Source organism: Kitasatospora sp. NPDC059747 (assembly GCF_042732955.1).
Classification (GTDB): Bacteria; Actinomycetota; Actinomycetes; order Streptomycetales; family Streptomycetaceae; genus Kitasatospora.
Window position 1 is genome coordinate 1 of sequence record NZ_JBHWGV010000239.1, and the last position, 4,424, is coordinate 4,424.

At 65.7% G+C, this 4,424-nt stretch carries 5 protein-coding genes; 3 read left to right on the top strand and 2 right to left on the bottom strand.

Annotated features, from left to right (window positions below):
• Nucleotides 1-212: 212 nt before the first annotated feature.
• Entirely contained in the window at nt 213-2,078 is a 1,866-nt protein-coding gene (locus ACFV4G_RS42970; RefSeq protein WP_380449024.1) for an ABC transporter ATP-binding protein, read from the bottom strand.
• Nucleotides 2,079-2,122: 44 nt separating this feature from the next.
• Between ACFV4G_RS42970 and ACFV4G_RS42975 the strand changes: the two genes are divergently transcribed.
• On the top strand, nt 2,123-2,473 hold the full coding sequence (locus ACFV4G_RS42975; protein WP_380449026.1) for a transposase: 351 nt from the start codon (nt 2,123-2,125) through the stop codon (nt 2,471-2,473).
• A 94-nt stretch (nt 2,474-2,567) separates the two neighbouring features.
• On the opposite strand, the gene ACFV4G_RS42980 is transcribed toward ACFV4G_RS42975, so the two are convergent.
• Nucleotides 2,568-2,897: a nuclear transport factor 2 family protein gene (locus ACFV4G_RS42980; protein WP_380449028.1), complete on the bottom strand. Its 330-nt coding sequence runs from the start codon at nt 2,895-2,897 to the stop codon at nt 2,568-2,570.
• Nucleotides 2,898-2,984: 87 nt separating this feature from the next.
• Between ACFV4G_RS42980 and ACFV4G_RS42985 the strand changes: the two genes are divergently transcribed.
• On the top strand, nt 2,985-3,839 hold the full coding sequence (locus ACFV4G_RS42985; RefSeq protein ID WP_380449030.1) for an SDR family NAD(P)-dependent oxidoreductase: 855 nt from the start codon (nt 2,985-2,987) through the stop codon (nt 3,837-3,839).
• Between the two features lie 274 nt (nt 3,840-4,113).
• The gene (locus ACFV4G_RS42990) at nt 4,114-4,308 is read left to right on the top strand and encodes a hypothetical protein (RefSeq protein ID WP_380449032.1); all 195 of its coding nucleotides are present in this window, start codon (nt 4,114-4,116) and stop codon (nt 4,306-4,308) included.
• The last annotated feature ends 116 nt before the right edge of the window (nt 4,309-4,424 follow it).

Here is a 4,424-nt window from a genome sequence, read left to right on the forward strand (position 1 = left end):
GGGGGGGGGCCCGCCGGCGCGGCCCCCCCCGCGGCGGGGGGGGGGGGCGGCGCGCCCCCCCCCCCCCCCCCGCCTGGCGGGCAGGACGCGGCCGGGCCGTCGAGATACTAGCCACCCGCGAGTAACCTGCAGGTGACCGCGCACCGGGGGATGGCCCACGCCGACCAATCCCCGGCCGGACCCGCCGCATCAGCGTGGTGCGTAGCACCTCGTCAGACCCGGTCGAACTGTTCGGACTGGAGCCGGTACATGCGGGCGTAGGATCCGTCCAACTTCAGGAGCTCGTCGTGGCTGCCGGACTCCACGATGCGTCCGTCCTTCATGACATGGATGTGGTGGGCGAGGCGAGTTGAGGCCAGGCGATGGGTCACGAGAAGGACGGCATTTCCGGCTTCGGCCCGCTTTGCCACCTCCTTGAAGACCTCGATCTCGGCCTCGGGGTCCAGTGCTGCGGTCGGCTCGTCAAGGATCACGAAGGGGGCGTTGCGATAGGCGACGCGGGCCAGACCGATGCGTTGCCACTGGCCGCCCGAGAGCTGGACACCGCGTTTGAAGTTGAGCGCGAGCAGGGTGTCCAGGCCGTCGCGCAACCCGGACACGCTCTTCCACGAACCGGATCCGCGCAGGGCGTGCTCGATTCGGTCCTCGTTCCAGGGCTCCTGCGGGCGGCCCATGGCGACGTTGGCTCGGGCAGTGAACGGCCAGGTGACGAAGCCCTGGGCCAGTAGCGATACCTGGCGCAGCACGCTCGGTCGCTCCAGTTGTTCCACGGGGATGCCATCCCAGGTCAGGGAGCCGCGGGACGGAAGGTAGAGGCCGGCGAGGAGTTTGGCCAGGGTTGACTTCCCGGATCCGTTCTCGCCGACCAGTGCGGTGACCTGCCCGCGTGCCACGGTGATGTCGATGTCGGCCAGGGTGTCGTGGGCGGCACCGGTGTAGCGGAAACAGACGCCTCGGGCGCGGATCTCGCGCGGGTTGTCGTGTAGCCGGGGCAGCTCCGGAGGCGGCTGCGTGGCGGGCACCCGGGCGCAGGCGCGTTCCCATTCGGTGACCGGGAGGGCCTGTTCGAAGACGGCATTGACCGCGGCCACGAAGCCCGCGACCTCCCTGGTGAGGGACGGGATGGCCAGCAGTGCGGCGCCCGCGCTGGCCAACGGGGTCCTGCCGGACCAGACCAGGGTCCCGAGCGCCACATAGGTCAAGGCGGTCAGGAGCGCGCTGAGTGATCCTCCCGCGACCGAGGCCAGGGCAGCGCGGGAGGCGAGCCTGCGCTGTTCACGCAGGGCCCGGTGCGACAGGCGGGTGTACCCGTCCACGAGGTAGTCGCCGACCTGGTGGACGCGGATCTCCTCGGCACTTTCGCGGTCCATCATGTAGTAGGCGAGCAGGTCGAGTTTGCGGGTGTTCTCAATCCAGCGGACCGCCGAGCGGTACCTGCCGCGGGCGGAGACCACGGCGCTGAGGCCTTTGGGGACGGCGCTGGCGCAGGCGAGGCAGAAAAGCAGCGGGTGCAGTGATCCGAGTGCGAGGGAGACCGCCGCCACCGAGAGCGCCGACCTGGCCATGGCAACGGTCTGCGTGAAGACGTTCTGCAGGCTTCGCGATCCGGAGCGGGCCAGGGCCATGGAGTTGTGGAACTCGGCGTCGTCGACGACGGCGAGTTCCGAGGAGACCGCGCTGCGCAGGAGCAACTGGCTGGCCCGCATGTCCATGCCCGGTCCGATCCGGGACAGTAGGTAGCCCTCAAGGATCCGCAGGCCGCCTGCGGCGGCGGCCGTGGACGCGGCCAGGATGATGCCGGGCACGGCCGCTTCGACGCGCTGGTGGTTGATCGGTGGTTGCAGGAGCTGCAACAGGGCACTGTTGGTGGCCAGCAGGCCCGTGGCGGCCATGCTTCCGACGCACAGCTCCACCACGGCGAGCAGCGCGACGGAGGAGGGGCTGACCTGCCAGGCCAGGGCGACGGCCTTGCCGAGCAGCCGGGGCAGCCCGGCGAGCGCCCTACGAATACCGACGGCGTCCGTGTCCCTCGCCAACTGGCCGATGAGTTCGCTGTGGGCCCCGAAGAGCGGATCCACCTCGGGTGACGATGATGTGACGACTGGAGCGTCACGGCGCTTCGGTGGCATGGTCCTCTCTCGCTTCCTATGGATTCTCGTATCGTCACCTGCTCGTGGGCCAGCACTCGGTCCACCGTTCGCGGAAGGTCCAGGCCTGGCTGGCCGATCGCGTCGGCCAGGTCGAGCTGCACTTCCTGCCCGCGTACTCGCCCGAGCTGAACCCCGATGAGCTGGTCGACGCCGATCTCAAGCGCAGCCTGCCGATCAGCGGCCGGGCCCAGGATCAGGCGGAGCTGGCGGCCGAGACCGGGCGCTTCTTCCATCGCCGCCGGCGGCAGCCCCACATGGTCCACGGGTACTTCGGCGGTCGACGGGTCCGCCACATCCTCGATGAGAACCAATTGAGTTTCTGATCAATAGCCCGCGAATTACATCGAACCCGGGTTGGAAGGGGCCGTCCATGGACGCCTGTGAGGACCAGCCGTGGAGTCAAGCGCCGAGAACTGCTCACGGTCCGAGGAACAGCACCTGTTCGATGAGGCCATCGGCCACCCTGTAGGCCGCGATCACGTGCATGGGCTCCGGCGCGATCCTGTATACGGTTTCGCGGTCGGTTACCCATCCGTTCGTCACCAGACGACCGGAGACCTCCGCGCGACAGGACCGATGCGCGAACAGCTCCGCATAAGAGTCATGGATTTTCTCCTGACCCCGCGTGAACCCTCCTCCCCACCACTGGATGACCGCCTGCGGCGAGTAGCACGCAATGAACCGGTTCAAATCGTGAGAATTGTACGCCTCGATTTGGTAGTCTATGACCTTCTCAATGTCGTGCACGACTCCCCGCCCGTCTTCCGGTCGAATGCCCGAGGCTAGCATACGGCCTCGCCATCCGCCGCACCTGGATTACGTGAAAGGCTGAACATGATGCGTACGATCCTGATCACCGGCGCCACGAGCGGTCTCGGATACGCGCTTGCCCATCGATGCGCAGAGGATGGCGTTCATTTGATCCTGCATGGCCGCGACCCGCTGCGGCTCGCGAGCACCGCGAAATCGGTGCAGACTGGACACAGTGACGTTCGGGTCACCACCGTGACCGCCGACCTCTCAGAGCTGCATCAGGTGCGGGAAATGGCGGACCAGATACGGGAAATCAACAACCAACTGGATGTTCTGGTAAATAATGCGGGAATCGGTTTCGGAAAGCCCGAGGGGTCGGAGCGCCGCGTCACTGCAGACGGGGTCGAACTTCGGTTTGCCGTAAATTACCTGGCGGGATTTCTGCTGACCATCGAACTGCTGCCACTGCTTCGACGGACCAGAGGTGCACGAGTTGTCAATGTCGCATCTATAGGCCAGCAGGCAATAGATTTCGACGACCTCATGATCGAGCGCGGTTACAGCGGAATTCGCGCCTATTCGCAAAGCAAACTGGCCCAGATCATGATGGCGATGGAACTCGGCGAAAGACTGCCGGCTGCCGAGGTCACGTTCAACAGTGTTCACCCCGCCTCCTACATGCCCACCAAGATGGTGCTCCTGGAGCTGGGCACCCATGTCGACTCCCTGGACGAAGGCGTCGCCTCCGTATATCGCCTGGTCAGTGATCCTGAACTCGCAACAGTGACAGGGAAGTTCTTCGATCGAACCGCGCCAGCCGAAGTCGATCCGCAGGCCTACGAGAGGGCGGCCCGACACGAGCTGCTGAGGCAAAGCCTGAGGCTCATTGGCAACTGCCACAGTACTCGCGATTCGATCGAACCCCTTGACATTTAAACACCGGCTGTGGCCCCGCCGGAGCCACAGCCGTTTTCTTTCGATTTCAACTGGCATATAGGGCGAGCAGCGCGCACCGTTGCCCTGACGACTTTCGGAATAATCTGGACAAATGCATGAAGGATGCCCAATTTACGGACATAAGGGCACTCTCACGGCGCTTCGGATTCATGCAATTGTCTTGACTCGCAAATTCTCGCCCCGTAGCATCTAAATATCCGCAAGATGCCACACGCACTACCTTGCGGCCCACTTTTCGACGTAAGGAGACCGCATGTCTTTGGCTACGCTCCCGACCATCGAAGATGTCAAGGTCAACGGCCTCGAACTCCAGCTCATCTCCTCCGAGGAAATCCCGCTCGGTGCCACCTCCAGCACCGACATAACGGAGGCTTGCCCGATAGTCACCTGGAGCTGCACCAGCGGCAACACCTACAGTTTCGTCTCCATGTGTAGCACCTGCTGCTGACTCCAGCAGGAAACGCGTTCGGGGGGGGGGCGGGGGCGGGGGGGGGGCCGCCGGGGGGGGGGGGCGGCGCGGGCCCCCCCCCCCCCCCCGCGGGGGAGGTGGGCGCGCGCGCAGCC

What these genes read in the sequence shown, in the direction of transcription:
- ACFV4G_RS42985 (WP_380449030.1), top strand. Translation starts at nt 2,985, where the DNA reads ATGATGCGTACGATCCTGATCACCGGCGCCACGAGCGGTCTCGGATAC.
- ACFV4G_RS42990 (WP_380449032.1), top strand. Translation starts at nt 4,114, where the DNA reads ATGTCTTTGGCTACGCTCCCGACCATCGAAGATGTCAAGGTCAACGGC.